The sequence below is a fragment of the Stenoxybacter acetivorans DSM 19021 genome (genome assembly GCF_000745895.1).
Taxonomy (GTDB): Bacteria; Pseudomonadota; Gammaproteobacteria; order Burkholderiales; family Neisseriaceae; genus Stenoxybacter; species Stenoxybacter acetivorans.
The window spans coordinates 1-3,484 of record NZ_JQKE01000113.1 but is presented as its reverse complement, the minus strand read 5'-3'; the positions used below and the strand labels follow the sequence as shown (position 1 = coordinate 3,484).

3 protein-coding genes are annotated in these 3,484 nt (G+C 44.3%); 1 reads left to right on the top strand and 2 read right to left on the bottom strand.

From position 1 onward, the window contains the following. Both Q384_RS10700 and mraY read right to left on the bottom strand, forming a co-directional pair. Positions 1–413, bottom strand: a 413-nt coding sequence (locus Q384_RS10700) for a hypothetical protein (protein ID WP_037587995.1), incomplete at its 3' end; no start/stop codon positions are given. Between the two features lie 319 nt (positions 414–732). Next, positions 733–1,818: a phospho-N-acetylmuramoyl-pentapeptide-transferase gene (mraY, locus tag Q384_RS10695; RefSeq protein ID WP_037587993.1), complete on the bottom strand. Its 1,086-nt coding sequence runs from the start codon at positions 1,816–1,818 to the stop codon at positions 733–735. A gap of 351 nt (positions 1,819–2,169) precedes the next feature. Here mraY and Q384_RS10690 point away from each other — a divergent pair, with 351 nt between their 5' ends. Further along, positions 2,170–2,982, top strand: coding sequence for a c-type cytochrome (locus tag Q384_RS10690; RefSeq protein ID WP_037587991.1), 813 nt, complete (start codon positions 2,170–2,172; stop codon positions 2,980–2,982). Positions 2,983–3,484 lie beyond the last annotated feature (502 nt).

Below are 3,484 nucleotides of genomic sequence, written 5' to 3'. Positions count from 1 at the left end.
GAGGGAGGGAGGGAGGGAGGGAGGGAATAGCTTCCGGCTGTTTCAGAATCCTCTAGACATTCGGGATTTTGGATTTGCCGCGTGATCTCCGGAAGGAGTTCGGGCAAGTTGTCCTTGTTGCGAAGCAATGAAAGGTTCACCCAGTCCTTGCACTGATCGGGAACGGCAGGTAGCTCCGGTTCCTGCCGGTTCTGCACTTCCAGCCATTCGTCCGATTCGTGTTCCTCATCACGCCCCCACGCCTGTGTGAAGCAACCTCGCTCATGCGGAACGCTTGATACCCAAAGCACTTTTTCGTATTCGGTAATATCGCGAATCAGCTTCGAACGCAGAGTCGCCAGCTGATACAAATAATCAATCAGACGAATGGCTTTTTCATTCGGACTCTGTGTTGTCAAGGTAGTCATTTTCATTGTTATCCAAAATGGTAATATTATTAAAAAACCAATACATCACAAATTCAGAAGGGAACATCTGTTAATCCATCACCGATATAAATCATGTCCCGAAACGGCACAGGGCGTTCATCTTCAGGGGTAAATTTATTCAGTTCTTCATCTATATAAGACAAATCTAAAAACGCCTTTAATAATACGGAATAAAAGCTGTATTTTTACTGTATCATTTACCACATTTTTTGGTCAGCACACCACACCGTTTTCATCACAATAAAATTCACACAAAAAATCACTTTAAATTTCTTAAAGCATGCCATTCTATTCAAAGCATTATTCAGCGAATTTTCAAAGTTGCCAAACCCACCAGTACCAAAATCATGGTGATAATCCAAAAACGCACCACTACTTGGGTTTCTTTCCAACCTTTTTGTTCAAAATGATGATGAATCGGGGCCATCAAAAAAATGCGCTTCTTACGGGTTTTGTACGAACCCACTTGCAGCATCACCGATAAAGCTTCCACCACAAACAAACCACCCATAATAAACAACACAATTTCTTGGCGCACAATCACCGCCACTGTTCCCAATGCAGCACCCAATGCCAATGCACCGACATCACCCATAAAAACCTGTGCCGGATAGGCGTTAAACCACAAAAAGCCCAAACATGCGCCGCACAAAGCAGCACAAAACACCACCACTTCATTCGCACCCGGCACATGCGGCAGCTGTAAATAATGTGAAAATTCAGCATGACCGCTGGCATAAGCGAATATCGCCAGACCGCCTGCCACCAATACCACAGGGAATGCAGCCAAGCCGTCTAAGCCGTCGGTGAGGTTTACCGCGTTTGAAGTGCCCACAATCACAAAATAAGTCAGCACCACAAAGCCGATACCGCCCATTGGGTAAGCGATTTGCTTGAAAAACGGCACAATAAACATATTTGCCGAAGACAAATGCGCCACATAAAACAAAAACATTCCCGCTGACAAGGCAACCACCGATTGCCACAGCATTTTAAAACGCGCCGAGACACCGTTGGGATCTTTATAGACTACTTTTTTCCAGTCATCGTAAAAACCCAGTGCACCGGTGCTCAGCAATACCGCCAGTAAAATCCAAACATAAGCATTGCTTAAATTTGCCCACAATAACGTAGATACAGAAATCACCACCAAAATCAGCGTTCCACCCATGGTTGGTGTGCCTGCTTTCACCAAATGGGTTTGCGGTCCGTCATGACGCACCGCTTGTCCGATTTTCAATTCAGTGAGCTTACGAATCGCCCAAGGTCCCATCATCAAACTGAGAATCAACGAAGTTAACGCCGCCATCACAGCCCGAAAAGTGGTGTATTGAAACAAATTCAATCCGCTTACCCAATGATGAAACAAATCAGCCAGCCACAACAGCATAAAATTTTATCCCTTAAACTCAACAATCATTGTGTCTGATTGTTCTGAAATCACAATCAAACTCATCGTATTCATTTTTTACACAAGTGGCACATTTTAGTTAATTTTTCACCCAGCCGCAGAGAAATTTACTGTTTTATTCTTTCATGCACCAATAGACCCACTCCCCTATATGCATCGTCTCAAGTGATTTTTTGTGATGAAAGTTTGTGCTAAACCAATTTAAAAGATTGGAAAGGTAAATTGAATTCAGTATAATTCGATAAGTTAAACGTTACTAAGATTAACGGAATTTTTCGGAACACGCTAATTTCGTCATCACAACACTCAAAACGGCGAGGCCATACCAATATGAATCTCAACAAAAACAAAGCCAAAGGCTCAGCATTAACCACATTTATCGGTGGTATTGTCATTTTACTGGTTGTCTTGTTTTTACTGGTCAAATTGGCCACCAGCGGTTATCACAGCGATGTTTCAGACAGCACCGCCACCGCCACAGAAACACGCATTATGCCTGTAGGCTCTGTTACGATGGGCGACGGCACTCCTGTCGGTCAGCGCACCGGCGAACAAATTTTTAACAAAATTTGTATCCAGTGCCATGCAGCAGACAGTGCGGTTGCCAACTCTCCGAAACTGGGCAACAGTGCTGAATGGGCACCTCGCATTGCTCAAGGATTTAATACTTTAATCCAACACGCCGTTAACGGCTTTAATGCCATGCCCGCACGCGGCGGCGCATCTGATTTAACCGATGACGAAGTGGCTCGTGCCATTGCTTTCATGGCAAATCAATCAGGTGCTGATTTCACCGCACCCGCCGTAGGTAGCGATACCGCCTCAGCAGCATCTGATACCGCTGCGGAAACGGTAGCGGCAAGCCCTGCCAATGAAGCAGGTAAAGCCGTTTTTGATAAATTGTGTTTTGCCTGCCACGCCGCTAACTCGGTGATTCCATTTTCCCCCAAACTCACCAACAAGGCAGATTGGGCTCCACGCATCAAACAAGGCAAAGAAACTGTATTCAAACACGCCCTTGAGGGCTATACAGGTCCTGACGGCGGGGTTATGCCGGCCAAAGGCGGCGGTTTAACCTTAAGCGATGATGAAGTTAAAGCAGCCGTTACTTATATGGTCAATGAGTCCGGCGGTAAATTCTAAAATTCCCAAACACCAAAACGCGCCGAGACAAACATCGGCGCGTTTTTTAATGGCTGCAACACTTAAAAGAAAAAGCGAAATAATTTTTTGTTTGCTGATTTTCAGCCGGCATGAATTTTTTTGCGTTGCTTGCTAAAGCACTTTACCGAAAAAACCGGTATTCCATGACCTGAACAACAGCGGCGTTGCCATTGATAAACAACACAAAGCGTTGGTAGCCATACAATGGGATTTCCGTGAAAGAAAATTAAGGCATTGGCACAAAACAGAGCAATCCTAGGGTCTGTGGATATTTAAAGCTCAGCGTGAATTGATTTCAGCAGCACACAAATAAATCATAGCCGAAAAAGCGAATCGGTAGTGTTCAAAACTAAAAAATTTATCTTGCGCGGCTTCAATAAATCCATCATGCTTCTGAATAGGCTATGTGTAAGAATTACCCGCGTTATTTACACTTTTCATCAAAATAAAAATATTTCTCTAGTACCTCGTATGGTGTCGC

Excerpts from the sequence above, each read along its gene's own strand:
- Q384_RS10690 (WP_037587991.1), top strand. The coding sequence starts at position 2,170 with ATGAATCTCAACAAAAACAAAGCCAAAGGCTCAGCATTAACCACATTT.
- mraY (WP_037587993.1), bottom strand. The coding sequence starts at position 1,818 with ATGCTGTTGTGGCTGGCTGATTTGTTTCATCATTGGGTAAGCGGATTG.